27 protein-coding genes and 1 tRNA gene are annotated in these 25,416 nt (G+C 67.2%); 8 read left to right on the top strand and 20 right to left on the bottom strand.

What is annotated here, in order from left to right; translation table 11 throughout:
* Position 1: 1 nt before the first annotated feature.
* Both infB and DM818_RS08355 read right to left on the bottom strand, forming a co-directional pair.
* Complete coding sequence (gene infB / locus DM818_RS08360; protein WP_075937188.1) at positions 2-1,807, bottom strand: translation initiation factor IF-2; 1,806 nt, start codon at positions 1,805-1,807, stop codon at positions 2-4.
* Between the two features lie 54 nt (positions 1,808-1,861).
* Complete coding sequence (locus tag DM818_RS08355) at positions 1,862-2,389, bottom strand: plastocyanin/azurin family copper-binding protein (protein ID WP_075937189.1); 528 nt, start codon at positions 2,387-2,389, stop codon at positions 1,862-1,864.
* Between the two features lie 116 nt (positions 2,390-2,505).
* Here DM818_RS08355 and DM818_RS08350 point away from each other — a divergent pair, with 116 nt between their 5' ends.
* Together DM818_RS08350 and DM818_RS08345 are read left to right on the top strand one after the other, a co-directional pair.
* Positions 2,506-2,742 (top strand): PRC-barrel domain-containing protein, encoded by a 237-nt coding sequence (locus DM818_RS08350; RefSeq protein WP_075937190.1) that lies wholly within the window; start codon positions 2,506-2,508, stop codon positions 2,740-2,742.
* Positions 2,743-3,204 carry an NOB1 family endonuclease gene (locus tag DM818_RS08345; protein ID WP_075937191.1) on the top strand — a complete coding sequence of 154 codons (462 nt, stop codon included), beginning with the start codon at positions 2,743-2,745 and terminating at the stop codon, positions 3,202-3,204.
* On the opposite strand, the gene DM818_RS08340 is transcribed toward DM818_RS08345, so the two are convergent.
* The gene (locus DM818_RS08340; RefSeq protein ID WP_123124451.1) at positions 3,198-4,124 is read right to left on the bottom strand and encodes a lamin tail domain-containing protein; all 927 of its coding nucleotides are present in this window, start codon (positions 4,122-4,124) and stop codon (positions 3,198-3,200) included. The genes DM818_RS08345 and DM818_RS08340 overlap by 7 nt on opposite strands.
* Before the next feature lie 118 nt (positions 4,125-4,242).
* On the opposite strand from DM818_RS08340, the gene DM818_RS08335 reads away from it, so the two are divergent.
* Positions 4,243-4,977 carry a TMEM165/GDT1 family protein gene (locus tag DM818_RS08335; RefSeq protein WP_123124452.1) on the top strand — a complete coding sequence of 245 codons (735 nt, stop codon included), beginning with the start codon at positions 4,243-4,245 and terminating at the stop codon, positions 4,975-4,977.
* A gap of 117 nt (positions 4,978-5,094) precedes the next feature.
* Here DM818_RS08335 and pan2 read toward each other — a convergent pair whose 3' ends face one another.
* Genes pan2 through DM818_RS08295 form a run of 8 tightly spaced genes read right to left on the bottom strand, consistent with a single transcriptional unit; the run spans position 5,095 to position 13,493 of the window.
* A complete protein-coding gene (gene pan2 / locus DM818_RS08330) occupies positions 5,095-6,312 on the bottom strand; it encodes a proteasome-activating nucleotidase Pan2 (protein ID WP_153952540.1) in 1,218 nt (405 codons plus the stop codon).
* Positions 6,313-6,369: 57 nt separating this feature from the next.
* On the bottom strand, positions 6,370-8,160 hold the full coding sequence (gene pepF, locus DM818_RS08325) for an oligoendopeptidase F (RefSeq protein ID WP_153952539.1): 1,791 nt from the start codon (positions 8,158-8,160) through the stop codon (positions 6,370-6,372).
* A gap of 48 nt (positions 8,161-8,208) precedes the next feature.
* A complete protein-coding gene (truA, locus tag DM818_RS08320; protein WP_153952538.1) occupies positions 8,209-9,009 on the bottom strand; it encodes a tRNA pseudouridine(38-40) synthase TruA in 801 nt (266 codons plus the stop codon).
* Positions 9,010-10,284: a histidine--tRNA ligase gene (hisS, locus tag DM818_RS08315; protein ID WP_153952537.1), complete on the bottom strand. Its 1,275-nt coding sequence runs from the start codon at positions 10,282-10,284 to the stop codon at positions 9,010-9,012. It abuts the gene before it with no gap.
* Positions 10,285-10,329: 45 nt separating this feature from the next.
* On the bottom strand, positions 10,330-10,482 hold the full coding sequence (locus DM818_RS08310) for a CopG family transcriptional regulator (RefSeq protein WP_123124454.1): 153 nt from the start codon (positions 10,480-10,482) through the stop codon (positions 10,330-10,332).
* 57 nt (positions 10,483-10,539) lie between these two features.
* On the bottom strand, positions 10,540-11,292 hold the full coding sequence (locus tag DM818_RS08305; RefSeq protein WP_153952536.1) for a CPBP family intramembrane glutamic endopeptidase: 753 nt from the start codon (positions 11,290-11,292) through the stop codon (positions 10,540-10,542).
* Positions 11,293-11,336: 44 nt separating this feature from the next.
* The gene (locus DM818_RS08300) at positions 11,337-12,623 is read right to left on the bottom strand and encodes a glucose-6-phosphate isomerase (protein ID WP_153952535.1); all 1,287 of its coding nucleotides are present in this window, start codon (positions 12,621-12,623) and stop codon (positions 11,337-11,339) included.
* Between the two features lie 39 nt (positions 12,624-12,662).
* Positions 12,663-13,493 carry an NAD+ synthase gene (locus tag DM818_RS08295; RefSeq protein ID WP_075937200.1) on the bottom strand — a complete coding sequence of 277 codons (831 nt, stop codon included), beginning with the start codon at positions 13,491-13,493 and terminating at the stop codon, positions 12,663-12,665.
* Positions 13,494-13,669: 176 nt separating this feature from the next.
* Between DM818_RS08295 and DM818_RS08290 the strand changes: the two genes are divergently transcribed.
* Positions 13,670-13,740 (top strand) — tRNA-Gly (locus DM818_RS08290).
* Positions 13,741-13,770: 30 nt separating this feature from the next.
* On the opposite strand, the gene DM818_RS08285 is transcribed toward DM818_RS08290, so the two are convergent.
* From DM818_RS08285 to DM818_RS08260, 6 genes are all read right to left on the bottom strand, one after another.
* A complete protein-coding gene (locus DM818_RS08285; RefSeq protein WP_075937201.1) occupies positions 13,771-14,133 on the bottom strand; it encodes a cupin domain-containing protein in 363 nt (120 codons plus the stop codon).
* Positions 14,134-14,170: 37 nt separating this feature from the next.
* Positions 14,171-14,890 (bottom strand): Nmad3 family putative nucleotide modification protein, encoded by a 720-nt coding sequence (locus DM818_RS08280; protein WP_075937202.1) that lies wholly within the window; start codon positions 14,888-14,890, stop codon positions 14,171-14,173.
* The gene (locus DM818_RS08275) at positions 14,887-15,480 is read right to left on the bottom strand and encodes a DUF7411 family protein (RefSeq protein WP_075937203.1); all 594 of its coding nucleotides are present in this window, start codon (positions 15,478-15,480) and stop codon (positions 14,887-14,889) included. The genes DM818_RS08280 and DM818_RS08275 overlap by 4 nt, the downstream gene beginning before the upstream one ends.
* Positions 15,481-15,825 (bottom strand): DNA-binding protein, encoded by a 345-nt coding sequence (locus DM818_RS08270; RefSeq protein WP_075937204.1) that lies wholly within the window; start codon positions 15,823-15,825, stop codon positions 15,481-15,483.
* Positions 15,826-15,867: 42 nt separating this feature from the next.
* On the bottom strand, positions 15,868-16,323 hold the full coding sequence (locus DM818_RS08265) for a 30S ribosomal protein S19e (protein WP_075937205.1): 456 nt from the start codon (positions 16,321-16,323) through the stop codon (positions 15,868-15,870).
* Positions 16,324-16,554: 231 nt separating this feature from the next.
* Positions 16,555-17,577: a lysylphosphatidylglycerol synthase transmembrane domain-containing protein gene (locus tag DM818_RS08260; protein ID WP_153952534.1), complete on the bottom strand. Its 1,023-nt coding sequence runs from the start codon at positions 17,575-17,577 to the stop codon at positions 16,555-16,557.
* Positions 17,578-17,660: 83 nt separating this feature from the next.
* Here DM818_RS08260 and thiL point away from each other — a divergent pair, with 83 nt between their 5' ends.
* Positions 17,661-18,521: a thiamine-phosphate kinase gene (thiL, locus tag DM818_RS08255; protein WP_153952533.1), complete on the top strand. Its 861-nt coding sequence runs from the start codon at positions 17,661-17,663 to the stop codon at positions 18,519-18,521.
* On the opposite strand, the gene DM818_RS08250 is transcribed toward thiL, so the two are convergent.
* Positions 18,518-19,684 (bottom strand): site-2 protease family protein, encoded by a 1,167-nt coding sequence (locus DM818_RS08250; RefSeq protein WP_075937208.1) that lies wholly within the window; start codon positions 19,682-19,684, stop codon positions 18,518-18,520. The two genes, thiL and DM818_RS08250, sit on opposite strands and share 4 nt — an antisense overlap.
* Positions 19,685-19,750: 66 nt before the next feature.
* Positions 19,751-19,999: a DUF7123 family protein gene (locus tag DM818_RS08245; RefSeq protein ID WP_075937209.1), complete on the bottom strand. Its 249-nt coding sequence runs from the start codon at positions 19,997-19,999 to the stop codon at positions 19,751-19,753.
* A 420-nt stretch (positions 20,000-20,419) separates the two neighbouring features.
* On the opposite strand from DM818_RS08245, the gene pyrH reads away from it, so the two are divergent.
* Genes pyrH through DM818_RS08230 form a run of 3 tightly spaced genes read left to right on the top strand, consistent with a single transcriptional unit; the run spans position 20,420 to position 23,839 of the window.
* Positions 20,420-21,118, top strand: a complete 699-nt coding sequence (gene pyrH, locus DM818_RS08240; RefSeq protein ID WP_075937210.1) for a UMP kinase — start codon at positions 20,420-20,422, stop codon at positions 21,116-21,118.
* Positions 21,115-22,746 carry a lysine--tRNA ligase gene (gene lysS, locus DM818_RS08235; RefSeq protein ID WP_153952532.1) on the top strand — a complete coding sequence of 544 codons (1,632 nt, stop codon included), beginning with the start codon at positions 21,115-21,117 and terminating at the stop codon, positions 22,744-22,746. The genes pyrH and lysS overlap by 4 nt, the downstream gene beginning before the upstream one ends.
* A 37-nt stretch (positions 22,747-22,783) precedes the next feature.
* Complete coding sequence (locus DM818_RS08230) at positions 22,784-23,839, top strand: aldo/keto reductase (RefSeq protein WP_075937212.1); 1,056 nt, start codon at positions 22,784-22,786, stop codon at positions 23,837-23,839.
* Here the strand turns inward: DM818_RS08230 and DM818_RS08225 are convergent.
* A complete protein-coding gene (locus DM818_RS08225) occupies positions 23,836-25,356 on the bottom strand; it encodes a glycosyltransferase family 39 protein (protein ID WP_172977302.1) in 1,521 nt (506 codons plus the stop codon). The genes DM818_RS08230 and DM818_RS08225 overlap by 4 nt on opposite strands.
* Positions 25,357-25,416: the final 60 nt, after the last annotated feature.

Here is a 25,416-nt window from a genome sequence, read left to right as displayed (position 1 = left end):
CTTACTTGCCCCAGAAGGGGTCGCGGTTGCGTTTCTGCTCCAGGTACATCTGGAGAGCCTCACGCTCGTCTGTCGGGAGTTCCTCGGTCACTTCCTGTTCGAGGATCTTCGCGTGCTTTTCGGGCAGTTGTGACCACAGCGTGTCGCCTTCCTTGATCTGCCGGCCGACGGTCGGGCCGTCGATGGAGGCGGCGACGCGGTCGCCGGCGCGGGCCTCGTCCACGTCTTCGCCGTCGTCCTGGAGGGATTTGAGCTGTCCCACGCGGACGGCCTCGCCGTCTTCCCACTTCTCGACGCGGGAGTTGCGCTTGAGCGTGCCCGCGAGCACCTCGACGCCGACGACCGCAGGGTTAGACTGCCGGAAGGTGTGGTCGTTCAGAATCTGGAAGCGACACGGCCGGGCGATCTTGTCGAGCACCTGCTCCTGTTGGGCCTCCTCGATTTCGGTGACGAACGCCTCGTACTCCTCGATGAGCTGGTAGATGACGTCGTCCTCGAAGATGCGCACGCCGTCTTGGGTGGCCTGCTCCTCGGCGTCGGGCAACACGTCGACGTTGAACGCGAGGATGACCTCGTTGGTCTCCTCGTCGGCGGTGGAGGCGACGGCCACGTCGCGTGGGGCCACGTCGCCCACCTCGGCGCGGACGATGGGAATCTCCTCCTCGGCCAGCGTGTTGGCGATGGCTTCGAGCGAGCCGAGCGTGTCGGCCTTCACGACGACGCCGTTCTCCTCGGTCTCGACGCTCAAATCCGAGAGCTCCGCCTCGACCTCCGCGATGACGTCGTCCACGTCGCGGTCGCGGACGACCCGGACCGGCGCGCCGGCCATCGCGTCGTCGAGGTCGGGCGCGGCAATCTTGATGCCGGTCGCGGCGGAGACGGAGTCCACCTTCTCGAAGTGTTTCTCGGTGCGAATCTCCGCGAGCGGGCGCGGATGGAGCAGCGCGCGCACGTCGGTCACGATGGGACCGTTCTTCCCCCCGACGACGATGGTGTCGTCGCCGGTGACCGTCCCGTCGTAGAGCACGATGTCCACTGTCGTCCCGAACCCCTGTTCGTCTTTGACTTCGAGGACGGTCCCCGCGCCGGGACCGGTCACGTCGATGGACATGTCCTCCTTCAGGTATCGCTGGGACAGTCCCATCATCACGGTGAGCAGGTCGGGAATCCCCTCGCCGGTCATCGCGGAGACGGGGACGACGCCGATGTTCGACCGGAAGTCCTGGACCCGCCAGTACATGTCGGCCGAGAAGCCGTTGTCGGACATCTGGCCGATGACCTCGTACAGTTTCTCGTTGAGGCGGTCCTCGGCGCGGTCGGACTGGTGGTCGAGCGACTGCTGAATCGGGAGCCCCTCCTGCGGTTTCCAGCCAGGAATCGTGTCCACCTTGTTGGCGGCGACGACGAACGGCGTCTGGGTGCGCTTGAGGATGTCGAGCGCTTCGAGCGTCTGCGGCTGGAAGCCGTCGTTCACGTCCACGACGAGGATGGCGATGTCGGCGAGGGCACCGCCCCGCGAGCGCAGCGTCGAGAAGGAGTGGTGGCCGGGGGTGTCGATGAACAGCAGGCCCGGCAAATCGAAGTCGTCGGGGTCGACGAGTTCACCCGCCATCTCGCCGATGGTCTCGAGCGGGACGGCCGTCGCGCCGATGTGTTGGGTAATCGCACCGGCTTCCCCCTCCTGCACTGCGGACCCACGCACCTTGTCGAGGAGCGTGGTCTTCCCGTGGTCGACGTGGCCGAGGACGGCGACGATGGGCGTCCGCAGCCCCGTCGCGTCAGCCACTGTAGCGTCAGAATCAGACATGAGACGTTCTTGCGTACGCTCGCCGCCGCCGACAGATAACTCTTTCAGAACGCGCTACTCGACGGTGAAGGAGCCGCCCATCACCCCTTCGTGTGGGTCACAGTGGTACTCGTACTCGCCGGTGGTCTCGAAGGTGTGCTCATAAGTCGTCCCCGACGGGTACACGTCGCTGTCGCGACCATCCCACTCAGCGCCGGACGGAACCGACCCCGGCGAGACGTTGTGGCCCGAGTCGTCCCACACCCAGCGGACGGTGTCGCCGGCCGCAATCGTGAACGACGCCGGACTGAACTCGAGGGAGCCGTCCGGTGCAACCGTCACGGTCTGTGCAACGTCTGTCGCGGTCGCGGTCTGTGTGGCGGTTGCCGTGTCCTCGTCCCCGTAGCCGCCGTAACCGCCGCCCCCGTCGTCAGCGCTCGTGGGGGTTGGGGTGTCGGTCGCCGTTTGGGTCGGCGTCTCGGTGGCTGTTGGGGTCTCCGTCGCTGTCTCGGTTGCCGTCGCGGCAGACTCGTCGCCGCTACAGCCCGCGAGCGCGAGGAGTCCGAGCGGTGCGATTCGACTGAGGAATCCGCGGCGCTGCATACCTGTCGTTGGGGTTCCCGCGTCATACATCCACTGCAGGACGGCCGGCAGATTGGTGGCTGACGCGCGTCCGACGCCCCCCTGTCGTTTATGTACTGGCGTGCATACGAGCAGGTATGACGGAGATACTCGCGGAGAACCTCTCGGACAAGCGCGTCGTCGGAAGCGACGGCTCCGAAATCGGCACGCTGTACAACGTCACGATGAACTTCAAGAACGGCTCGCTCCAGCACCTCCTCATCGACCCGCTGGAGGGTGTCGGCACCGGCCACAACGTCAACGACCGCGGGCGCATCGAGATTCCCGTCTCCAGCGTGCAGGCAGTCAAGGACCACATCGTCGTCGCCCGCTAGATGCGCGTACTCGACGCCTCAGCGTTCATCGACGACTACACCACCGACGACGAGATGGTGACGGTCCCGGCCGTGCGCGAGGAGCTCACCGACGACGCCTCTGGCTACCGGTTCGACGCCCTCGAGGGCGCGGGGATGCGACTCCACGTTCCCGGTAACGGCCCACAGACACAGGTGGAGCGGGCCGCCCGCACGACCGGCGATTTCACCGAGCTCTCAGACGTAGACCTCCGACTGCTCGCAGCCGCGTTCGAACTCGACGCCGTGCTCGTCACCGACGACTACGCCATGCAGAACGTCGCCGACGAGCTCGACGTGGCGACCGAGGGCGTCTCGAAGGACGGTATCGAGGAGCGGCGCGACTGGGACTACCAGTGTCAGGGCTGTGGCCGCGTCTACGATTCACACCGCGAGCGGTGTGAAATCTGCGGGAGCGACCTCGAACGGAAGAATCCTCAGTAGCTCGTCTCGGCGACGACCGTCCCGTTCTCGGCGGTGACGGTCACCGTGTCGCCGCCGTTGTTCCAGATTGCCCCCGACGCGCCCCAGTAACGGTGGCCCTCCCGGTCCGTCCCGCTCCCGGTGTGGAGCCGCACCGTCGCGCCCGAGGCGAGCGTCAGCCGCTCGAACGTGTACTCGTGATTCGCGGCGTCGGCAACCGTCCAGCCGTCGAGCACGAGCGGGTCGTCGCCGGTGTTCGTGAAGTCAACGTACTCGTCGTTCAGATTCTCGTTGTCGTTGCCCGCCGCGTCGGCGTGTGCCTCGATAGCGAGCGGTCCATCGCTCGCCGCGTCGGTCGCTCCCTCGTCGCTTGCACAGGTCCACAGTCCCGTCCCGCGGGTCATCGCCTGTGACTCGGCGGCGTAGAACTCGTCCCCGCGGGAGAAGTCGGAGTCGTAGACGCGGGCGTAGCCGTTCGCGACCAGCCCGTAGTTGACGTTGCTGCCGTCGTGGACGACGTAGACGAGCAGGCGGTCGTAGTAGCCCCGCGTGTCGAGGTTCTCGTCGAAGGCGAGCCGGACCGTCTCGCCGTCGAGCCGGCCTATCCGGTCGCTCGCGCGCTCACCCCACTGGCGGAGACAGTCGCGGCCGGCCTGTGTCTCGGGGACGCCCTCGAACTCCGCCGGGTCGTTCTCGCCGTACACCTCGGGCGTGTCGACGCCGACGAGTCTGAGCGTGTCCGCCGTCCCGTTGGCGTACTCGATATCGAGGGTGTCACCGTCCACGACCCGGGTGACGGTGACGGTCAGAGAGGTGTCCGGCAGCGCGGGGGTTGCTGTCGTCGTCGCGTTCGCCGGTGGCGTCGGTCCGGCAGTATCTACCGCCGGCATGCCGACACAACCGGCGAGCAGGACGAGACAGACCACCGCGAGCCGTCGCATACCCGACTCCACGGCGAGGACGCGTATAACATCTCCCGATACCCCAGCGGTTTAGTGATTAGACGCGTCTAACATTTCGTAGTGGAATGGTGAACTCGCTTCGGGAGGTGCGGCTGCCGTGACGCCGTGGCTGGAAGTCGCGATTATCGCGTTCGTCGCACAGCTAACCGTGTTGCCCGGCGAGAAGGTGCAGTTCATCATCGCGGGACTGTCGACGCAGTTTCATCCGCTGCTGGTGGTCTCCGCGGCGGGGACCGCCTTCGCTGGCTGGACCGCCCTCGAAGTCCACCTCGGCAGCGCGCTGCAGGCCGCGATTCCGGGCTACTATCTCGACGCGGCGACGGGACTGTTGTTCCTCGGCTTCGCGCTGGCGCTGTTCCGGAGTGCACCCTCGCCCGGGAGCGACCCCGCCGTGATGGGCGGCGAGACGGACGAGGAGATAGACAGCGAGCGGGCGAATCTCACCGACGGCGGCGAACTCGACGTGCGCGTCCCGGTCGTCGGCTGGCGCGTGCCGAACCTGTTTGGCGGCTTTCTCCCCGTCTTCGCGCTGATGGCCGTCGGCGAGTTCGGCGACAAGACACAGCTCGTCACCATCGGGCTCGCGGCCCAGTACGTCCACGGCACGGCAATCTGGGTCGGCGAGATGGCCGCCATCATCCCGGTGAGTCTACTCAACGCCTTCGTCTTCTACCGTTTCAGCCACCGGTTCGACGCCAGAAAGGCCCACTTCGCCGGCGCGACCCTGTTCGCCTTCTTCGGCGTCGACACGCTGCAGTCGCTCGTGACCGACGTTTCCGTCTGGGAGACCGTCGTGAACACGGTCTCGACTGCTGTCACCACCGTCCTGTAGCATCCGCTCGCGGAGCGAGCGGTTCACCGTCGCGAACAAGGTGAGCGACGGCTGCGGCTTTTCATGAACGTTTTGCAGCCGAGTGGTGCGCTACGCGCACCCGAGGCTGGAAAAGGTTCAGTGGAAGGCAATCGGCGTCCCGGGCGAGTCGTCGCGGTCGATCTTCTCGAGCGCCTCCTCGAAGTCCGCTGTCCGAACTTCGGTCCGCTCGTCGCGAATCGCGAACATCCCGGCCTCGGTACACAGCGACTCCAGCTCCGCGCCGGAGAACCCCTCGGTCTTGCCCGCGAGGTCGGCGAAGTCCACCTCGTCGGCGAGGTTCATATCGCGCGTGTGGATGGCGAGAATCTTCTCGCGTCCCTCGATGCTCGGCTCCGGCACCTCGATGAGCCGGTCGAAGCGACCCGGCCGGAGGATGGCGCGGTCGAGCATGTCGAAGCGGTTGGTCGCGGCGATAATCGAGATGTCGCCGCGAGCCTCGAAGCCGTCCATCTCCGAGAGCAGCTGCATCATCGTGCGCTGGACCTCGGCGTCGCCCGACGTTTTCGACTCCGTGCGCTTGGAGGCGATGGCGTCGATTTCGTCGATGAAGATGATGGCGGGTTCGTTCTCGGCGGCGAGTTCGAACAGGTCACGCACGAGTCGGGCGCCCTCGCCGATGAACTTCTGGACCAGCTCGGAGCCGGCCATCTTGATGAAGGTGGCGTCGGTCTCGTTGGCGACGGCCTTCGCGAGCATCGTCTTCCCCGTCCCCGGCGGGCCGTGGAGCAGGACGCCCGTCGGCGGCTCGATGCCGACCTCGGTGAACTGCTCGGGGTTGGTGAGCGGGTCCTCGACGGCCTCGCGCACTTCCTGGACCTGCTCGTCGATGCCGCCGATGTCGCTGTACTCGACGGTCGGCTGCTCGGTGACCTGCATCGCCTGTGCGCGGGCGTCGGTCTCGTCGTCGAGCACGCGCTGGATGGTGAACGAGTCGTTGATGGCGACGCGGTCGCCGGCTTCCAGCGTCTCGGAGAGCCGCGGCGAGAGGTTCGTCAAGACCTCCTGGTTGTTGCCGTGCTGTTTGAGCACGACCTCGTCGTCGTTGACCTCCTCGACGGTCGCGATGTACAGCGAGGAGGTTTTCAGCGTCTCGTTCTCGCGCTGGAGCTGTTCGACCTCATCGCGGAGGTCGTCCTGTCGACTCCGGGCGTCTTCGAGTTGGGTAGCGAGCTGGTCGTGAACGCCCATGATGTCGGCGAAGTGCTCGCGCAGGGCGGCGAGCCGCTCCTCTCGCGACATCTCGGGGTCTAAGTCCAGCGTTGGTCGTTCGGGGAGCGATGGACTGCGAGACATTTCCTGAAGATAGGTGCGAGACGTAAATGTGTCTTTGGGTCCCCGAGCCGGTGACAGCTAGGAGAGCTGTTCGAACTCGGCGACGTAGCTGTCGTACGCCTCGATTGCCGATTCGACCACGTCGGGCGAACGCATGTCGACGCCCGCGCCCGCCAGGAGGTCGAGCGGATACTCCCGCGAGCCGAGCCGCAGGAAGTCGAGATAATCCTGTGCGGCCGGTTCGCCCTCGTCGAGGATGCGGTCGACGATGGCGTTGGCCGCCGAGATGCCGGTCGCGTACTGGTAGACGTAGTAGTTGTAGTAGAAGTGCGGAATGCGCATCCACTCGCGCTCGATGTGGTCGTCGACGTTGGCGTTCGCGTAGAACTCCCGCTTGAGGTCGCCGTACATCTCGTCCATCGCGTCCGGCGTGAGCGCGCCGCCCTCCTCCACCACCGAGTGAATCTGGTGTTCGAAGTCCGCAAACAGGGTCTGGCGGAACAGCGTCGACCGGAACCGCTCGAGATACTCATCGAGGATGTGTCGCCGGAGCGTCTCGTCCTCGACGGTGTCGAGCAGGTGGTGGGTGAGCAGTGCCTCGTTGACGGTGCTCGCGACCTCGGCCACGAAGATTTCGTAGTTGGAGTAGACGTACGGCTGTTCCTCGCTCGTCAGCTCCGAGTGCATCGAGTGGCCGAGCTCGTGTGCCAGCGTGAACATCGAGGTGGCGTCGTCCTGGTAGTTCATCAGGATGTACGGCTGGCTGTCGTACGTGCCAGCCGAGTAGGCACCCGACCGCTTGCCCTTGTTCTCGTACACGTCGACCCACCGCGAGTCGAGCCCCTCGGCCATCCGGGACTGATACGCTTCACCGAGGGGAGCGACGGCCTCGATGACCCACTCCTTCGCCTGTTCGTACGGGACTTCGGGCGGTTCCTCGTCGGTCAGCGGCGCGTAGAGGTCGTACATCTCCAGCGTGTCGACGCCCAGCCGGTCGCGCTTGAGGTCGACGTGTCGCTGGAGCACGTCCACGTTGTCCCGCACCGTCTCGACGAGGTTGTCGTAGACGGCCGGCGGAACGTTCGTGTCGTCGAGCGCGGCCTCGCGGGCCGTCTCGTAGTTGCGGGCGCGGGCCGTCTTCACGTCGGCCGTGACGCCGTTCTTCAGCGAGGAGGCGACCGTGTTCCGGACGTTCCCCCACTCGCCCATGTACCCCTCGTAGACGCGCCGGCGGAAGGCGCGGTCCTCGTTCTTGAGGTGGGTGGTGAAGTTCGACTGCGTGATTTCGACGTCGTCGCCGTCAGGGCCTTCGACGACCGGGAACGACATGTCCGCGTTCGACAGCATGCCGTAGATGTCGGACGGCGCACTCGTCACCTCCGAGAGGTCGGCGAGCACCTCCTCGACCTCCGGCGAGCGGGTGTGGGGTTTCATCCGGAGCACGTCGTCGAGATAGTGGTCGTACTGTTCGAGCGCCGGCTCGCTGTCCACGAACGCCTCCAGCTCCTCGCGGGACGCCCGCTGGAGTTCCGGCTCGATGAACGACGCCGCGCTGGAGGCGTCACTCGCGAGCGACTGTGCGCGGGCCTTCAGGGCCTGATACTCCTGATTTCTGGTGTCCTCATCCGACCGCATCCGGGCGTAGGACGTGACGTTCGCGACGGTCCGCATCAGCTCCTCGCGCAGCTGTAACACCTCGTGCAGCGTCTCGGCGTCCTCGGTGACCCGCCCCTCGTACGCGCTCAGCTCGTCGAGTCGGGACTCGACCGTCTCGTAGGCCTCCTCCCACTCCTCGTCGGAGACGAACATCTCCTCTAGTGCCCACGTGAACTCCTCGTCGATATCGCCGCGTTCTGGGACCGAACTCATCGGCAGAAATTGCGCCCGCGAGTCGCCTAAACCCACCGGTACGCGAACTCAGTCGGTGCGAGTGAGCCGGCTCGCGACGCGGGCACCGGTCTGTCGTTCGACCCGCCGCCGTCCGAACACCGACGCCAGCGACTCGACCGCCTGCTCGTCGCGCTCGAACCGAACCGGGTAGGCGACCGAATCGAGGACGAGCGGTTCGGGGGGAGCAGCCCCGAAACTGTCGGCTCCGGTCACCGGGTCGGGACCGAGTGCGCGGTCCACGAACTCGGGGTCGCGCTCGCCCGACGCGACCCACTCCACGAGTCGGACGGCCCGCCGGACGAACGACCGCGGGAAGCCGCCGGCCTCGAAGGTACAGATCAGGAACTCGCCGTCGCGCTCGAATCCGGTCCGGAGGTCGCGTTCCGTCCCCGTCTCGTCGGGCGTGAGGTTGTAGAAGTCGTGGCTGCCGGCGAGACGGGCGAGCGCGTCTCGGACTCGTTCGTCGGCGGCGTCGGGCGCGTGGAGGAAGTAGCGATACCGGCGCGACCGGGCGTCGTACTGGGCGTGGAACGACTCGGCCACGTCGGCGCTGGCCCACGCCCGCACGTCGGCCGGAAGTTCGCTGTTGAGCGCGACGGGCGAGAGCCACGCCGGACAGTCGAAGGAGACGGTCTGTGCGCGGGCGGAGACCCCGGCGTCAGTTCGACCAGCGGCCGCGTAGCCGTCCGGCGGGACCTGCGGCTCCGACGTGACGCCGAGCGCGGCGAGCGCCCGAAAGAGGTCGTTCTCGACGGTCTCGGCGTGGGGCTGGCGCTGGAACCCCCGGTACGCGGTCCCGTCGTACGCGACCCGGAAGGCGCGGCGCATCTACTCGGGAAACTCGGAGACAGGGACCGTCTCCTGGTCGCCGGTCTCCATGTCTCGCAGCGTGTAGTTGCCGTCCGCGAGGTCGTTTTCGCCGACGATGACGACCGTTTCGGCGTTGATGGAGTCGGCGTAGCCGAGCTGCGCGCCGAAGCTCCGGTCGGAGATGTCCGTCTCGACGACGTACCCCTGTGCCCGCAGTTCGCGGGTGACGCTCGCGGCCTCGGATTCGGTGTCGCCCACCTGCAGGACGTAGTAGTCGGTCGAGAGCGACTCCTCGGGAGCGACGCCGGCGCGTTCGAGGAGGAGCGGAAGCGTCGCGTAGCCGGGCGCGAATCCGACGGCAGGCGTCGGCTCGCCGCCGAAGGACTCGATGAGGTCGTCGTAGCGCCCGCCGCCGAAGACGGAGCGCGACACCTCACCCGTCGCGTCGAAACACTCGAAGACGACGCCGGTGTAGTAGTCGAAGCCGCGGGCGGTCTCGAGTGAGAGTTCGCAGTACTCGCTCGCGCCGAACTCCTCGACTGCATCGAGCACGGCGACGAGATTGTCGATGGCGTCGCGGGCCGCCTCGGTGCCGGCGAACGCTGCGAGCTCATCGAGCGTCTCGACGGTCGTCGCGGAGAGTCGCTCGTCGAACGTCGCGGCCTGGTCGTAGCTCAGACCGGCGTCCACGAGGAGGTCGTAGTATTCGTTCTCGTCGAGCTTGTCGCTCTTGTCGACGGCGCGGACGGCCTCGCGCACGTCCACGTCGGCGTCGAAGCTCCGCAACACGGCCCCGAGGATGTCGCGGTGGGAGACGCGGAACTCGAAGTCGTCGGCGTCGAGCCCCAAGTCCACGAGCAGCTGGGCACCGAGCGCGATGACCTCGGCGTCGGCACGCGGGTCGTCGGTGCCGAAGATGTCGATGTTGGTCTGGTAGAACTCCCGGAATCGCCCCTGCTGGACCTGCTCGTACCGCCAGAACGGCCGCGTCGAGAACCACTTGATTGGCTTCGACAGCTCCTGTTGTTTGGCCGCGACCATGCGGGCGACGGTCGGAGTGAGTTCGGGCGTGAGAGTGACGTGGCGGTCACCCTTGTCCTCGAAGGCGTACAGCTCTTCGACGATGTCCTCGCCGGACTTGTCGGTCCACATCTCGGCGCGTTCGAGGTGGGGACTCGCCGTCTCGCGGAAGCCGTAGCGGCGACACGCCTCCTCGACGGTGTCGATAATCTCGCGGCGAGCGGCCATCTCCTCGGGGTAGAAGTCGCGAAAGCCCTTCAGCCGGTCGTACATACGCCTCGGTTCCGCGGGCGGCCGTAAACGTCCTACGGTCGGGTGTCAGGGTTCGACGCGCCGGCCGTCCTCTATCTCTTCGAGACCGAGTTCGACGAGCTGGTCGAGTACCTCACTCTCCGTCAGTCCGTACTCGCGGGCGAGGGCTCGTATCTCACGCGCGGTCGACTGGGAGGCCAGGTACTCGAATCGCTCCATACCGTGACAGCGGAACACACACGCATAAGTGTCAGTCAGACATCCGTCAGCCACCCGTCAGGCGGCGGTCGCGGCCGCGTACTGTGAGAGGAACGTGATGCAGTTGTACACCGCGTGGACGAAGACGACGACGAGCAGATTCTCGCTTCGCTCGTAGAGCCACCCGAGCACGAGACTCAACACGAACAGCTGTCCGAAGTACGGGAGCGCGCGTCCGAGCGGCGTCGCGACGAGGTTTCCGGCGTGACCGAGTGTGAAGACAACCGACGCGAGCACGATAGCCGCGATGGGTGGGTACGCGTCCTTCAGTCGGCCCTGAATCACGCCGCGCGCGAGCAGTTCCTCGCCGGGTGCGACAAAGAGGATGGTGAACGGAATCAGATACAGGGCGATGTCGGGCTGGCGCTCGATAACGCCCGGCAGCGTCGTCTCGGGCAGCTGCACGTCGAACTGGGTGTACAGCGCACTGAGCGCCAACACGACCGCGAGCAGTCCGAAGACGCCCAACACGGCGAGTTTCACGTCGTTGCGCGTCGGGACCCGAATGTTGATCATCTCGAAGCGCTCCTGCAGTTTCAAGAAGAGCAGCGAGGTGAGTCCGAAGCCGACCCCCTGAAGCCCGACGGTCTGGAGCGCGTAGAGCCGCCAGTCGTCCTGGGTGAGGACGACGCCGACTCCCTGGAGCAGCCCCAACGCGAGCACGGACGCGACGATGCCGACGAGGAAGGCGACGATAGCGAGCAACAGCCCGGCCCCGACCGCACGGAGCCGCTCTGTGGGCGACCCCATCCCTGACGTATCGTGTGACACACCCGCGATAGCAGGCGCGTGAGGTTACCTCTTACTCAACTCACCTACTCGATTCGGTACTCGCGCTTGTCGCGCACGGCCGCAGCCTCTGCTGTCTCCTCGCCGCCGAGCAGCCCGCGCGCGGCGTTTTTCCCCCACTCGACGGCCGGCTGGGTGAACGTCTCCACGCCCATCAGCTCGCCGGCCATGATGCAGGCGGCCTCGAAGGAGACGAGCAGGTCACCGATGCCGTGTTCGTCCACGCGGTCGAGTTCGACGCGGACGGAGGGTTTGTCGGCGGCCGCGAGACTCGCTTCCGTCGCCTCGAACTCCGCATCGAGCAGGTCACCGAGCGTCGCGTCGCCGAGGTAGGCGAGTCCCTCCACGTCGACGGCCGGGATTTCCCTGTCGTCGCGGGCGGTTGGGCGGACGAGCGTGACCATCGTGTCGTGGCGACCCGCGCGGTACAGTTGGAGTTGGGAGTGTTGGTCCGTCGCGCCGAGCGCGCGAGCGGGCGTCTGGCCCTGTCCGTCCTTTCCGAGCGACTCGCCCCACAACTGGGCGAACCACTCGGCGAAGGGTTCCAGCGCCTCGGCGTAGGGCATGAATGCGTTGGTGTGGACGCCGCGGCGTTCGAGCGCGACCGCGAGCGCGCCGTACGCGTAGGCGGGACAGTCGTCGATGCTCCCGGTGAGGGAATCGCGCGCCTCGCGTCCACCGTCGAGGACGGCCTCGATGTCGTAGCCGAGGATGGCCGGCGCGACGAGACCGACAGCAGAGAGCGCAGAGAAGCGACCCGGCACGCCGTCCGGGACGGCGAGCTTCGGAAGCTCTTCCTCGGCAGCGAGTTCGGCGAGCGGGCCGGACTCGCCCGTCGTGACGACCGTGCGCTCGGTCCAGTCGACGCCGGCCGCCTCGTAGGCGTCCCGGACGACGAGGAAGTTCGCCAGCGTCTCGGCGGTCGTACCGGACTTCGAGACGACGTTGATCGCCGTCGACTCGAAGTCGAGGGCGTTGAGCAGGCGATTGGTCGCCTCGGGGTCGACGTTGTCGAGGAGGTAGTGATTTGCCTCGCCGAGCGCGGCGGTGATGGTCTTCGCGCCGAGCGCGGAGCCGCCGATGCCGACCGTGAGCACGGCGTCGGCGTCGATGGAGTCGACGGCGCGCTCGATGCCGGCCGCGCTGGTCGTCTCCGGGAGGTTCAGACTCGCGTAGCCGAAGCGGGCGTTGGACATGCCCGCCGCGATGGTCTCATGGGCGTCGGCCACCGCGTCGTCGAGCCGGTCGAGCGCGTCGGTCGAGACGCCGGGCGTGGCGACGCTATCGAGGGCGTTCCCGATATCCAGTTGCATACGCCAACGCCCGACGGCCGGAGAGATAGGCGTTCGGTCTCAGCGGTGGAGCGCGGCGGGCGCGGGCGGCATCGACCGCTTGTGCGCGCTCTGTTCCACGAGGTCGACGACGCGGTCGACCGCGGACTCGGGAACGCCGAGCGACTCGATGGTCGCCGACTTGGAGAACGGGCCGTCGACGTGGAGCGCGAGAATCGCGTCGAGCGTGTCGTAGTCGAGGCCCATCTCCTCCTCGTCGGTCTGGCCCTCCCACATCTCCGCGCTCGGAGCCTTCTCGACGAGATCGTCGGCGACGCCGACGTGGGAGGCGAGCTGGCGCACCTGTCGCTTGTAGAGGTTGCCGATTGGGTTGCAGTCGACGGCCTGGTCGCCGTACTTCGTGAAGTAGCCGGTCATCGCCTCCGAGCGGTTGCCCGTACCGAGGACGATACCCGACTCGGCGTTGGCGACGAAGTAGTTGAGGACGGCCCGGGTTCGGACGCGGACGTTGCCCGCGGCCATCTGGTCGTCGACGCCCTCCGGATAGGCGTCGAAGAAGGCGTCCACGATTGGGTTGATGTCGAGTACGTCGTACTCGATTTCGAGCCACTGGGCGACGCGTTCGGCGTCGCTCATGTTCTGGTCGGTGTTCACGTCCGAGGGCATCACCAGCCCGTGGACGGCGTCGGCACCGAGCGCTTCGACGGCGAGCGTGGCCGTGAGCGTCGAGTCGATGCCCCCCGACAGGCCGATGACCGCGCCGTCAGCGCCGGCGTCGTCGACGACCGCCTGGATGAAGCTCGTGATGTGGTCGCGCTGTGCCTCAAGCTCCTCCGCCGAGAGGTCGAGCGTGATTGCGTCTCCCTCCACCAGCGGCACTGACTGTGACATGGAAGTACGTACGGGAGCGAGCGACAAATAGGTGCTGTGGCCGCCCCATTCGTGGACGCGTGTGGAGTTCTGTGGAAACGCTACGTTCAAGTAGAGCGGTCAGGTACTCGTGAGTGATTCGGGGAGTGCCGGTGGCGAGCGGGCGACGCCCGCGCGCCACCGTGTAACCGAAGAGAGTGCCGTTGGTCCAGTGGTAGGACATTAGCTTCCCAAGCTAATAGCCCGGGTTCAATTCCCGGACGGCACATGGTCTCGAACGCCCGCGAGCGACGGCTCGCTACTCGATTCGCTTCTCCTCTTGGATGGTCTTCTCGCTCTCGACGTTCCCCGTGTTGAGCGTGTCTGCCGGTTCGAACAGCATGATTCGACACTCCGACTCGGCGACGGGCTGGTGGTCGACGCCGGCGGGGACGACGTGGAACTGACCGGCGGTGAGCGTCACGTCCTCCCGGTCGCGGAACCGAATCGTTAGCTCGCCCTCGTGGACGAAAAACAGTTCGTCGCTCTCGTCGTGGTGGTGCCAGTCGAACTCCCCCTCGATGCGGGCGAGCTTGACGTGTTGACCGTTCAGTTCGCCGGCGACGTGTGGGTCCCAGTAGGAGTCAATCTGTTCGTAGGCGTCGTTCAGGTCAACGACCATACCGGAGGTAACGCGTGAACGAGTACGGATGTGTCGGTCACAGCCACGGGGCGAACTCGCGGGTGTCGATGACCGACAGCAGCCGGTCGGTCGCGTCGGCGTCGTACCGAAGCGGGCGTCGCCACCACGGTCCCTTCCCGGAGTCGGCCGACAGCTCCGTGACGAGCGCGTTCGCGTCGACGCCGCCAGAGGGAGCCGACAGCGGTATCGCGCGGTCGAACAGTCCCGACGCGTCGTCGCCGGCGAGCAGGACGGCGGCGTCCATCTCGGCGCGCTTGACGTGGGCGTTGTTGGCGAAGACGGCTCGCTCCGATTCGGGAAGCGCCTCCCAGTCGGTGACGGGGTCGCGGGCGAGTCGGAGCCCGCCGACGAGATATGCGCCCCACGACGGCGGTTGCCAGTCGGGACGGTCGTCCGTGTCGCCGGTGTCGAGCGTCGCGTAGAAGAGTGCCCAGTCGCCGGCTTCGAGGTCGGAGAGCGGCCGCGCCTTCACGCCGTGTGGGTCGCCGTAGGTGTGTCGCTCACACTCGGGGTAGCCGGCGAACTCCGGGTCGAGATGCACGGGCGTGTTCCGAATCTCGTCGGGTAGCTCCATCCGAAGGCCAGACGCGAGGTCGCCGTACGTCGGGACAGGCTCGCGCGTCTGCTCGGTCTCGGGAATCGGCAGGAAGTCGAACGTGCCGTCGGCGTAGACGGGCGCGCGGACGCCCGGCTGGTTCGTGTTCGCGCCGACGTTGACGGCGACGGCGCGTGTCACGCCCGCCGCCCGGTGACGCGGGTCTGCATGTGTTCGGGAAAGACCTCCTCGACGGCCTCGTCGCCGCCGGCCTCGCGGACGAGTTCGCGGAGCTCGCCCTCGTAATCGCCCTTTTCGAGGTCGGCAGCGGGGGCCTCCTCCACTTCGAGCGTCTCCTCGGCGAGCCGGTCGACGGCGCGGCGACCGAAGCCGGCCAGCGGCGAGAGATAATCGACGTCGTGGCGCTCTTCCAGCGACTGCGCCCACGCGCGGGAGACGCTCGGGACGCGGTCGTCGCGCCGGGTGCCGTCGGCGACGGCGTCGTAGCCGTCCCCGGCGACGGCGTCGAGCGCGCGCTCGTGGAGCATCTGGAGCCCGTTGCGCTGGAAGCCGTCCTCGCGGAGTTGGGCGACGACCTCGTCGCCGACCTCGGCGTCGAGCTCGCGCTCGGCGAACGGAAACCCGAGTTCGTCGGCGGTCGCCTCGGCGTGGGTCGCCGCGTCGCCGACGCCGAACCCGACGTGGACGAGCGTCACGTCGTAGAACTCATCGAGTAAGAGCGCGGCGAGCGACGAGTCCTTCCCCCCGGAGAACAGCACGCCGGCCTCCATCTACCGGCGTTTGATGTTGAACTCCTGTTTGTCGGGCTGGAGCTCCGAGAGCAGCGACTTCATCTGCTCGTCGTCGATTTTGCCGTTCACGCGGCCGGACCGCGACAGCGCGACGACCTGCTGTTCGACCTGCTCTGCGAACTCGGGTTTCGACATCTTCACCGAGTTGAGCCGCTGGCGGGCGCTGTCGGTGAGCGTCTTGCGCAGTGCGGCCTTCTTCTGGGCTTCGGCCTGCTGGCGCTGTTGTTCGCGCGCCTCGCTCGCGCCCTCGCCCTGCTGTTGCTCTTTCAGCTGTTCGAGCCGTTCCTGTCGAAGTTCGTCAAGCTCCTCGTCGTCCTGACTCATATCAGCGTGTACTTGCGCGCGATGAAAAACGGTTTCGCCGCGTTAGACGTAGCGTTCGAGCTCCGGGCGGTCGAGGTCCTCGATGACCTCGGTGGCGGTCTCATCGAGCAGCTGCTTGCCGTCGCCGGTGACCTCGCGACCGCGCTTCTCGTTGGTGTTGATGTAGCCGGCGTCGTCGAGCTGCTGGAGCAGCGTGCGGATGACGTTCTTCGAGCCGTCGGTCTTGCGGTTCGGGCGGACGCGGTAGCGGGTCGACCCCTGCTTCTTGTCGCCGTAGGCCGTGGAGAGCCGCTCGACGCCGACGGGTCCGTCGACGGCGACCTTCCGGAGGAGCGATGCGCCACGAAGCGCCCAGAAGTTCTCCTGCTGTGGGGGGAGTTCCTTCGCCACGCCGGTCTTGGTGAACTCGGCCCAGTCGGGCCGGTCGAGTTCGTCTTCGAGCTTAGCTGCGGTCGCCTCGATGAGCTCCTCGGTCGGAGCGTCGTAGAGTGTTGCCATTGCGTTCTGTTCCCGTCGGGATTGTTTAACTCTGACGTTAGACGGGAGTCAGCGCCGAGCGTAGCGAGGCTGTGACTCCGAACGGTGAGCGGGAACCGTGAAACGGTGACACGCGAACAGGTGCTGTGAGTGGAATGAACAGCACCGAACGGCGAGCGGGAGGAGCGAAGCGACGACACGCGAGCAGGGAGTCAGCGCCGAGCGTAGCGAGGCTGTGACTCTACAACGAGGTCACGCGCTCGTGAAGCTGTCGGAGCCGAGCACGCCGGCGATACCGCCGCCGATGACGGTCGGGAAGACGTAGGTGGCGGTGCGGTGGATGATGACGGCCGCTGCGGCGGCCCCGTTCGGCACACCGAGCGCGACGAGCAGCGTGATGAGCACGGCCTCGACGCCGCCGAGTCCACCCGGAAGCGGGGTCGCGCCGGCGATTGCACCGACGGGGACGACCACGAGCGCGACGGGGTACGCGACCGTCTGGCCGAGGGCGAACAGCGAGAGCCACAGCGAGGTGGCCAGACAGAGCCAGCCGACGAGCGCGAATCCGAACGTGAGCGCCAGCCCGCGGCGGTTCCCGCTCACGCGCTCGATGGCGTGGAAGAACCCCTCGACGCGGGCGCGAATCGCGTCGCCGGTCGGCGGTGACCGCCGCGGGACGATTCGACCGAGGAGTCTCGCGACGGGAGTGACGACGCGAACGGCGGCGGCCTCGACGCGGTAGCGGTAGTTCCACCCGACCACGGCGAGGATGGGAACGGCGATAGCGAGGGCGGCAACGGCGTAGGAGGCGAACTGGAGCCGCGAACCGAAGGAGACCTGCGTGGAGAAGTAGGCGATGCCGACGGACGCGAGTCCGATGGAGGGGACGAAGTTAATCGAGTCGACGGAGGCAATCGCCGCCAGGCCGGTCTCGTACTCGGTGCCGGCGCTCCGGGAGATGAACAAGGCAGCGACGGGTTCGCCGCCCGCCTGGCCGAACGGCGTGACGTTGTTCGCGAACGTCGCGGCGGCGAAGACGAGGACGGCGACGTGAGCGCGGATTGAACTGCCGAGTCCCGAGAGGACAGTCCACAGCGCGAGCCCCCACGCGGAGAGCCAGCAGACGGCGACGGCGAGGACGGCGGCGAGCACTGCCGGGTCAGCGCGGCGGATGGCGTCTGCCACGTCCGCCGGCCCGACGGCCCACAGCAGGCCCGCGAGGACGACACCCGCCAGCGCGAAGCCGACGACGGACGCCCGCAGGTCGATATCCATGGCCACGGCTTCACGGGCCGGGCGTTTAGCGCGTTCGGTCTCGCCACCGACACGGCTTTCCGCCAGCCAGTTCGGGGGCGAGTATGGACGAACGGGCCGCCCTCGGACTCATCGGCGACGCGCTGCCGGACGCGGGCGACGACTGCGCCGTCGTTGGGTCGACCGTCGTTACGACGGATATGCTCCACGAGACGACCGACTTCCCGCCGGGGACCACCCGCTACACCGCCGGCTGGCGCAGCGTCGGCGCGTCGCTGTCGGACGTAGCCGCGATGGGAGCCGAGGCGACCGCCGCAGTCGCTGTCTACGGCGCACCGAGCTTCGAGGAACAGGAGCTTCGCGACTTCCTCCGTGGAGCACGCGAGGTGTGCGAGGCGACGGGCGCACGCTACGTGGGCGGTGACCTCGACGGCCACGAGGAGTTCACCGTCGCGACGACGGCGCTCGGTGAGACCGACGCTCCGGTCGCGCGCGACGGCGCGAGTCCCGGCGAGGCGGTCTGTGTCACCGGCCGACTCGGCCGGTCTGCGGGCGGCTTCCGACTGTTCGAGTCTGACCCCGAGCGCGCGAACGAGCTGTTCCGGTTCGAGCCGCGTGTCGCGGCCGGGCGGGCGGTCGCACCCCACGCGAGCGCGATGATGGATTCGAGCGACGGGGTAGCGCGCTCGCTGCATCAACTGAGCGAGGCATCGGACTGCGGCTTCGCCGTCGAGTACGACCGGCTGCCGGTACACGAGAGCGTCGAGACAGTTGCGACGGACGAGACGGACGCGAGAGAGTTAGCCGTGCACTTCGGCGAGGACTTCGAGTTGGTGTTCACGACAGACGACCCCGAGCGCGTCCGGGCGGCGAGTCCGGTCCCCGTGAGCGTGGTCGGTGAGGTGACCGAGACCGGTGTCGAGATGGACGGCGACCCGCTTCCGGACCGCGGTTACACGCATTAGGTCATCAGCTGGAACGGCACTGGGACGAAACAGAGCGCGCCGAGCAGGAAGGTGAACGCGCCGAGTGCGAATCGGCCGCGGTCGAGTGGCTCATCGTAGATGGGTTCGGCGAAGCCGGCCGCGCCGGCGAGCACCGCCATGCCGCCCCAAATCCCCCAGAGGAACGCCGCCCGCCCGCTGTTCGTGAAGAAGAACAGGTACGCCGCCAGCCCGAAGAGGAGTCCGGGGACGACGTTCGAGATGGACTCGGCGCGCTCGCCGGCCATCGCACGCAGGATGTGGCCGCCGTCGAGTTGGCCGACCGGAATCAGATTCAGGAACGTGATGAACATTCCCGTCCACCCGCCGAAGACGATGGGGCTGACTGCGAGCGTCGGGTCGTTCGGATACTCCAGCGGTTGGCCCACCAACTCGGCGAGCAGTTGGATGAGCGGCGGATAGCCGAACTGCACCTCGACGGTATTCGAACTCTCGATGATTCGCTGTGGGACCGTGATCGGGTCGGCGGTCAGTCCGATAATCGTCACGACGACGGTCGCGACCAACCCGGCCAGCGGCCCGGCGACGCCGATATCGAACAGCGCCTTCCGGCTCGGCAGTCGCCCCTTCATCCGGATGACCGCGCCCATCGTCCCGATGAGCGTCGGGAACGGGATGAAGTAGGGGAGCGAGGCGTTCACGTCGTGATAGCGGGCGAAGACGTAGTGGCCGAGTTCGTGGGTGGCGAGCACCGACAACACGGCCGCGCTGAACTTCCAGTTCTCGCCGGTGACCAGTTCGACTGGTCCCCACGCGGGTTCGTGATACCAGATCGAGCCGACGAACAGCGTCGTCACGACCGTGAGCGCGAACATGATGATGTTCGTCCACGGGATGCCGTCGAGGCTGTTCCCCGCGGGCGTGGCGACGAGTGCGTGTCGCCGCGACCGGAGTTCGACCCCCGAAATTGGGTCCGCTTCGCTGTCGGTAATCGTCTGAAGCCGCACGTCGTAGCCCGCCTCGCGGAACAGCGGCCACACCTGCCGCTCGAGCGTCTCGGTCGGCAACAGCGGCTCGCCGACGTAGACGACGCGGTCCTCCTCGGCGCGCCGCTCCTCAACGTGAAACACGTCCGCGAGTGCTGCGGGCGTCGGGAGGGAGTCGTATCCCTCGTCGTCACTCATCACCGGACGAAGGGAGGACAGGGGGATAAACCCCCGTGTGGAGGAAGGGACCGAACGCTGCGGTCGTTACGCGGGAGTGATACGCCAGGTCGTCGCGCTCGTGTACGACCACTTTTCCACGTCGATTTCGGTGGCGGTATCACGGAGCTTCACCATCAGCGCGCCGATCTCCTTCGGGGAGAGGCCGACCTCGTCCGCGATGAACTTCGACTTGAAGTACAGCTCGCCGTCCTCGGCCTTCCGTGCGAGGTAGTTCTTCAGTCGGCTTTCCTTGCTTTCGGAGTCGGACTCGGTTGCGGGGGTTGTTGCGCTCATAGGGTATCTCGCCTCACTCCCACCAGGGAGCCACATGGGTATATAAATACGAGACGCTTCGGCTCACTTCGGCTCCGTTCGGGGGAAATCGGCACAAATCGGGGTAAAACGAACCGTTCACGAACGGCTCAAAATCGCTTAGACATTTTACGAACGTTTCTAAGTCGTCCATTTTCGACGCACGATACCAGCGACGAGTGACGGGAATCTCCAGAAACAAACAGCAAGTACTGCAGGTAGGTGGCCCGAATCGGTCCCGGTCACCGATGCCGCGCGGTGGGTAGCCGTCGGCGTCGGGCTACATTTCCGGGCGATATCCAGCGTGTGCGCGCCACACGATTACACGGTGAGAGCCGTGGGCGTCGCGCTCGCCCACGCGCTTGATAAGTCTTAAGCGGCGAACGCGGAACATCTGGAACAATGAGAGTCGTCGTTTCTGTCGGCGGGAGCGTCCTCGTCCCCGACCCGGCCACGAACCGGGTCGACGAGTACGCCTCCGTCATCGAGGGGCTGGTGGAGTCGGGCCACGAGGTCGCCATCGTCGTCGGCGGCGGCGGGGTCGCCCGCGAGTACATCGGCGCGGCCCGCGAGGTCGGAGCCAACGAGAGCGAACTCGACCAGCTTGGTATCGCCGTCACCCGGCTGAACGCGAAGTTGCTGCTCGCCGCGCTCGACGAGTCGATCACCGCATCTGTCGTCCCTGAGAACTACGAACAGGCACGCACCGACGTCCAGCGCGGCGACGTGACAGTCATGGGCGGTGTCGTCCCGGCACAGACGACCGACGCGGTCTCGGCCGTCCTCGCCGAGTACGTCGACGCCGACCGGCTCGTCTTCGCCACCTCCGTCCCGGGCGTCTTCACCGCCGACCCGAACGAGGTCGAGGACGCCGAGCGCCACGACGAACTCACCGCGAGCGAGTTAGTCGACACCGTCGCGTCGATGGAGATGACCGCCGGCGCGTCCGCGCCCGTCGACCTGCTCGCGACGAAGGTCATCCAGCGGGCCGGGCTGGAGACGGTCGTGCTCGACGGCGCTGACCCGACCCGCGTGACCGACGCCGTCGAGCACGACTCCTTCGACGGGACGCGCATCGTGCCCGACGAGGAGACAGCATGAGTTCCCCGCACACGCTCGCCGACCGCCAGTACGACTTCTGGGCCGACGCCGCCGCCGACGCCGTCGAGGAGCGCGTCGAGTCAGGGAAGGAAATCGTCATCAAAGGCGGCATCTCGCCGTCTGGCGTCCCCCACTTCGGCAATATGAACGAACTGATGCGGGGCCACTTCGTCGCCGAGGTGCTCCGCGAGCGGGGCCACGAGGTTCGGCAGGTGTTCACCACCGACGACCGCGACCCGCTCCGGAAGCTCCCCCGGAAGCTCGCCGACCTCGACGGGAATATCGTCGGACTGGGCGAGGTGGACGCCTCGGCGCTCGGCACGAACCTCGGGAAGCCGTACACCGACATCCCGGACCCGTTCGGCTGCTGTGACTCCTACGGCGATCACTTCTCGGAGATTATCCGCCAGTCGGCCGCCCTGCTCGACATCGACCTCGACATCCGCTCGAACACCGACCTCTACGAGTCGGGGGGGTTCGAGGACGTGACCCGCCACATTCTCGCACACGCCGACGAGGCCCGCGAGATTCTGGCCGAATACCAGGACAAGGTCGACGAGTCGTACGTCCCCTTCAACCCGATTTGTGCGGAGTGCGGGACGGTGACCGAGACCGTCACGAGCATCGACGCCGCGGCCGGCACCGTCGAGTACCGGTGTACGGACATTGAGGCCGGCGGCCAGACCATCGAGGGGTGTGGCCACGAGGGGACCGCGACGCTGCGAGATGGGAAGCTGCCGTGGCGCTTCGAGTGGCCCGCCCAGTGGCAGACGCTCGACGTGGATTTCGAGCCGTTCGGGAAGGACCACGCCGAGGGGTCGTGGCCCTCCGGCGAGCACATCGCCCGCGACCTGCTCGGCAACGAGCCGCCCGTCCCGATGGTGTACGAGTGGTTCACTCTCGACGGAGAGGCGTTCTCCTCGTCTGCCGGCAACGTCGTCATGGTCTCGGAGGTGCTGGAGCTGCTCGAACCCGAGGTGGTTCGCTACTTCTTCACGAAAGACCCCAAACGCGCGCGGGACTTCTCCATCGAGCGGCTCGACCAGCTCGTCGACGAGTTCGACCGCTTCGAACGGCTCTACTTCGGCGAGGCGGACGGCGGCGAGACCGAGACCGCACGCGCCGAGCGGGCGTACCCGTTCGTCACCGACCCTGACGAAGAGCGCATCCGCATTCCGTACACCTTCGCGGCCGTGCTCGGGATGACCGACGACGACGAGCTTCGGGCGACGATGGCCCGCCGCTCCGGCCACCTCCCCGAGGACGCGAGCGACGAGCAGGTGGAGCGCGCCCTCGCCCGCGTCGAGAAGGCCCGCGCGTGGGCCGTGCGCACGGACAACGAGTACAACTACCGGCTGGCCGAGGAGCTGCCCGAGGTCGCCTTCGACGACGCGACGACGAACGCGCTCGCCGACCTCGCAGAGTACATCGAAACCGAACAGCCGGACGGCGAGACGCTCCACGAGGAGATCTTCGAGACCGCCCGCGACCACGAGGTCGACGTCGGGGAGTTCTTCACCGCGGGCTATCGACTCTTCCTCGACGAGGAGCAGGGACCGCGGCTCGGCCCGTTCCTCGCCGCGTTAGACCGGACGTTCGTCACCGAACGGCTCCGGCTACGTGGGTAACCGTTTCCGCTAAGTAGCCGAATCACCAAGCCCGAGTATGCAACATCGGGAACTCGGCGACTCTGGCATCGACGTGAGCGAGGTCGGCTTCGGTGCGTGGGTCATCGGCACCGACTGGTGGGGTGACCGCGACGAGTCCGACGCTTTGGAGATGGTCGAGTACGCGCTCGACGCCGGCATCAACTACTTCGACACCAGCGACGTGTACGGCCACGGCCGCTCGGAGGAACTGCTCGGCGAGGTGCTCGACGAGCGGGGCGACGAGATGGTCGTCGCCACGAAGGTCGGCTACGACTTCTACAACAACCCACAGGCGGGCCACGGCGAACTCCCGAAGGAGTACGACGCCGAGTATCTGCGCGAGGCCGTCGAGAAGTCGCTCGACCGGCTCGGCACGGACCACGTCGAGTATCTCCAGCTCCACAACCCCGACGTGGCGGAGATGGACACCGAGGTGTTGGAGCTGCTGGACGAACTCCGCGAGGAGGACGTGGCCGACGCCATCGGCGTCGCGCTCGGCCCCTCCATCGGCTGGCTCGCCGAGGGGGATTTCGCCATCGAACGGGAGTTCGACGGCGTCCAGTACGTCGGCAACATGCTCGAACAGGACGTCCACCGCCACTTCGTCGAGACGGTCGAGCGTGAGGGCGCGAGCACGTCGCTCATCCCCCGCGTCCCCCACTCCTCGGGGCTGTTGAACGAGCAGGTCACGCCCGAGACCGAACTGGAGGCGGGCGACCACCGCGGCTTCCGCCCGGACGAGTGGTACGACACCGGCTTCGAGAAGGTGGACACCCTCCGGTTCTTAGAGCGCGACGGCGAGCGCACGATGGGCCAGGCCGCCATCCAGTGGCTGCTCTCGTACGATTCGGTCGCGAGCGTCACCCCGACGTTCCGGTCGAAGGCCGATATCGACGAGTGGGCGAGCGCGCCCGAGACGCCGGCGCTGTCCGACGAGGAGCGCACCAAGGTCGAGGAACTGTACGCCGACGACTTCGGCATCGACCGCTTCGACGGGATGGAAAAGGAGGAGTACCGCACCAGCGTCGACGGCGACGACCTCCGGGCTGCCGGCATCCTCAACGCCGACTAATCGCCGATTCGCACGTCGCAGCCGGTCGAGGGGAGCTCACCGGGTGAAGTCGATTCCCCGTCCGGCTGTTCGTAGCTGACGACCGTGATACCGACGAACTGCCGTTCGAACTGTTGCTCGTGGCGCTCGTCGGCCAGCCGTTCGAGCCGCCGTTCCTCTCTGTCTGCAACGTGTGAGAAGACGAGCCACACCTCCTGGTGGGCCGCAAACCGCGGTTCGAGCGCCGCGGCTGGAGTCCGGTCGTGGGGAGTTCCTGACTCGGGACCGACGGAGCCGACAACGGTGAGGTCCGACCGGTCGGCGTAGTAGGTGTACGCGCGCCGGGTGATACAGTCGCTGACGACGACGAGCGCGCCGGCGTCCGCACGGGATTCGACGGTCGCGACCGCGCTGTCCCACTCCTCGTTGTCGGTCGTGGTGTGGAGCGCGACCCCGGAGCTCGCCAGCGCGAGGAGGAGACAGCCGGCGACGGCAATCCGGAGTCCGCGCGCGGTCGCGAGACGCGTATCGGGCGTATCGGTCGCGTCTGGCACGTCGAGCGCGAGGACGCCACGAACCACGAGGAAGGGAAGCGCCGGCGCGGCGACGATTGCGTACCGGTCGAACAGGACCGGCGTCGCGAGATACGAGACCGCGAGCAGGCCGGCGAGCGGGACGGCGAGCCAGCAGGCGAGCAGTCTGGTCGCCGGTTCGCGGCGGCCGCGCCACAGTCCGAACAGGGCGAGCAGGCCACAGCCGACGCCGACGAGGGCGTTCCACGGCCACGACCATCTACCGAGGAAGGAGCCGAGCACGACGGCCACCTCTCGCGCGCCGGGGGTCGCGACGAAGGTGAGCCGCGCACCGTCGAGGAAACTCGCGAGCCCGAAGCCGCCGACGGCGAGGACGGGAAGAGCGAGGAGCGCGACCGGCCACCACGTTCGCGGCGCGGTCCATCCGCTGCACGGTGTGGAGGCGACCCGTTCGACGACGAGAAACGTCGCGTGGACGAGGGGGAGAAACACGGCGAGAGGGTGCAACGAGAGCGCGAGCAGCGTCACAGCCAGATACGCGACGGCGGCGCGACGCCCCTCGTCGAGGCGGGCGAACAGATACGTCGAGGCGAGCACGCCGAGCGTGACGAACGCGTACATCCGAACCTCCCGTGCGTCGGCGACGTGATACCGAGAGACGGCGAGCGTCGCGGCCGCGAGCAGACCGGCGGACGAGCCGTAGAGCCGCCGGACGAGCAGATACGCGACCGGGACGGCGAGCGTGCCGGCGACCGCCGCGGGAACGCGGAGCGTTGCGGGCCCGGAGCCGACCAGCCCGCGCCACAGGTCGAGTCCGACGTAGTAGGTCGGGAGGTGAGGCTGCTGGCTCGGAATCGCCGTGAGGAGTTCGAGCGGGGCGTAGGCGGCGAGAAAGCGGACGGTGATTATCTCGTCGATCCACAGCGACTCCGCGCCGAGACCGAACCACCGCAGCGCCGCTGCGAGCGCGACGACGAGCGCGAGCAGCCGACGGGGACGAGCCACTGTCGGAAGTGACGGCGAGCAGGCGTAAAACACCTCCCGAGAGGGCGTGACACGCGCGGA

Source organism: Halosegnis longus (assembly GCF_009663395.1).
GTDB lineage: Archaea > Halobacteriota > Halobacteria > Halobacteriales > Haloarculaceae > Halosegnis > Halosegnis longus.
Note: the sequence above shows the minus strand (reverse complement) of the source record. Positions and strands in the feature narration are given on the sequence as shown.

Bases quoted from the DNA above. Each gene is read 5' to 3' on its own strand.
- infB (WP_075937188.1), bottom strand. From the start codon at position 1,807: ATGTCTGATTCTGACGCTACAGTGGCTGACGCGACGGGGCTGCGGACG.
- DM818_RS08355 (WP_075937189.1), bottom strand. From the start codon at position 2,389: ATGCAGCGCCGCGGATTCCTCAGTCGAATCGCACCGCTCGGACTCCTC.
- DM818_RS08350 (WP_075937190.1), top strand. From the start codon at position 2,506: ATGACGGAGATACTCGCGGAGAACCTCTCGGACAAGCGCGTCGTCGGA.
- DM818_RS08345 (WP_075937191.1), top strand. From the start codon at position 2,743: ATGCGCGTACTCGACGCCTCAGCGTTCATCGACGACTACACCACCGAC.
- DM818_RS08340 (WP_123124451.1), bottom strand. From the start codon at position 4,124: ATGCGACGGCTCGCGGTGGTCTGTCTCGTCCTGCTCGCCGGTTGTGTC.
- pan2 (WP_153952540.1), bottom strand. From the start codon at position 6,312: ATGTCTCGCAGTCCATCGCTCCCCGAACGACCAACGCTGGACTTAGAC.
- pepF (WP_153952539.1), bottom strand. From the start codon at position 8,160: ATGAGTTCGGTCCCAGAACGCGGCGATATCGACGAGGAGTTCACGTGG.
- truA (WP_153952538.1), bottom strand. From the start codon at position 9,009: ATGCGCCGCGCCTTCCGGGTCGCGTACGACGGGACCGCGTACCGGGGG.
- hisS (WP_153952537.1), bottom strand. From the start codon at position 10,284: ATGTACGACCGGCTGAAGGGCTTTCGCGACTTCTACCCCGAGGAGATG.
- DM818_RS08310 (WP_123124454.1), bottom strand. From the start codon at position 10,482: ATGGAGCGATTCGAGTACCTGGCCTCCCAGTCGACCGCGCGTGAGATA.
- DM818_RS08300 (WP_153952535.1), bottom strand. From the start codon at position 12,623: ATGCAACTGGATATCGGGAACGCCCTCGATAGCGTCGCCACGCCCGGC.
- DM818_RS08295 (WP_075937200.1), bottom strand. From the start codon at position 13,493: ATGTCACAGTCAGTGCCGCTGGTGGAGGGAGACGCAATCACGCTCGAC.
- DM818_RS08285 (WP_075937201.1), bottom strand. From the start codon at position 14,133: ATGGTCGTTGACCTGAACGACGCCTACGAACAGATTGACTCCTACTGG.
- DM818_RS08275 (WP_075937203.1), bottom strand. From the start codon at position 15,480: ATGGAGGCCGGCGTGCTGTTCTCCGGGGGGAAGGACTCGTCGCTCGCC.
- DM818_RS08270 (WP_075937204.1), bottom strand. From the start codon at position 15,825: ATGAGTCAGGACGACGAGGAGCTTGACGAACTTCGACAGGAACGGCTC.
- DM818_RS08265 (WP_075937205.1), bottom strand. From the start codon at position 16,323: ATGGCAACACTCTACGACGCTCCGACCGAGGAGCTCATCGAGGCGACC.
- DM818_RS08260 (WP_153952534.1), bottom strand. From the start codon at position 17,577: ATGGATATCGACCTGCGGGCGTCCGTCGTCGGCTTCGCGCTGGCGGGT.
- thiL (WP_153952533.1), top strand. From the start codon at position 17,661: ATGGACGAACGGGCCGCCCTCGGACTCATCGGCGACGCGCTGCCGGAC.
- DM818_RS08250 (WP_075937208.1), bottom strand. From the start codon at position 19,684: ATGAGTGACGACGAGGGATACGACTCCCTCCCGACGCCCGCAGCACTC.
- DM818_RS08245 (WP_075937209.1), bottom strand. From the start codon at position 19,999: ATGAGCGCAACAACCCCCGCAACCGAGTCCGACTCCGAAAGCAAGGAA.
- pyrH (WP_075937210.1), top strand. From the start codon at position 20,420: ATGAGAGTCGTCGTTTCTGTCGGCGGGAGCGTCCTCGTCCCCGACCCG.
- lysS (WP_153952532.1), top strand. From the start codon at position 21,115: ATGAGTTCCCCGCACACGCTCGCCGACCGCCAGTACGACTTCTGGGCC.
- DM818_RS08230 (WP_075937212.1), top strand. From the start codon at position 22,784: ATGCAACATCGGGAACTCGGCGACTCTGGCATCGACGTGAGCGAGGTC.